This is a genomic window from Staphylococcus sp. HMSC055C03, assembly GCF_001809385.1.
Taxonomy (GTDB): Bacteria; Bacillota; Bacilli; order Staphylococcales; family Staphylococcaceae; genus Staphylococcus; species Staphylococcus simulans.
This window is the reverse complement of sequence record NZ_KV797506.1, coordinates 1-1,098: the sequence shown is the minus strand read 5'-3', so window position 1 is coordinate 1,098 and position 1,098 is coordinate 1. Positions and strand designations below refer to the sequence as shown.

At 40.4% G+C, this 1,098-nt stretch carries 1 protein-coding gene; it reads right to left on the bottom strand.

Annotated features, from left to right (window positions below; translation table 11 throughout):
• Positions 1-1,098: Rib/alpha-like domain-containing protein (locus HMPREF2603_RS09325; protein WP_261676381.1), on the bottom strand; the 1,098-nt coding region annotated here is incomplete at both ends.

Below are 1,098 nucleotides of genomic sequence, written 5' to 3'. Positions count from 1 at the left end.
GAACTTTCACATGATCTTTTGTGCCATCTGGATAAGTTACAGTTACAGGTACATCTACTGTTCCTGGTGTTTGGCCGTTTGGTATTTGTGCCGGGTTATCAACTGTGACTGTTGGCGTACCTTTTTCTTTAGGGAAGTCTGGTACTGTAACTTTATCTTTCACTTCTTGTTCTGTTGTGCTTTGACCGAATGGTTTTTTAATTGGTTGAAGTGTTGGCTCATACGTATCTGAGTCTTTTGGTCCAGTTGTAACTTTTACATTGACAATATCTGTTGTGTTGTCTGGATATGTCACTGTGACTGGAACTTCCACTTCTCCCGGTGTTTGACCATCTGGAATTTTTGCTTCATCTACTGACACTGTATATGGTTGACCATTTTCTGGGTAACCTGGAACAGTCACTTTTGATTTCACTTCATCTGGTGTTGCTTTCTCACCGAAATGTTTAGTAATTTCTCCTGTTGTTGGTTGGTAAGTCTCAGAATTTTTTGGTCCTACCGTTACTTTCACATTAACTGTATCAGTAGTTTTATCCGGATATGTGACTGTTACAGGAACTTGAGTTTCTCCGCTAATTTGTCCGTTTGGCAATTTACTTGTATCTACTGTGATAACAGGTTGATCGCCTTCTTTAGGGAAGTTCGGAACATTTACTTTGCCTTTGACTTCTTGTTCTGTTGTTGGTGTACCGTATGGTTTTGTAATTTCTCCCGCTGTTGGTTCATATTTATCTTTTTGCGGTTGTTCTCCCACTGTTACCGGAACTTTCACATGGTCTTTTGTGCCATCTGGATATGTGACTGTTACAGGGACATCTACTGTTCCTGGTGTTTGACCGTTTGGTATTTGTGCTGGGTTATCAACTGTGACTGTCGGTGTACCTTTATCCGTTGGAAAATCTGGGACTGTTACTTTGTCTTTAACCTCTTGTTCTGTTGTGTTTTGACCAAATGGTTTTTTAATTGGTTGAATTGTTGGTTCATATTTATCTTTTTGCGGTTGTTCTCCCACTGTTACTGGCACGTTCACATGGTCTTTTGTTCCGTCTGGATAAGTCACTGTGACTGGGACTTCTACTGTTCCTGGTGTTTGACCAT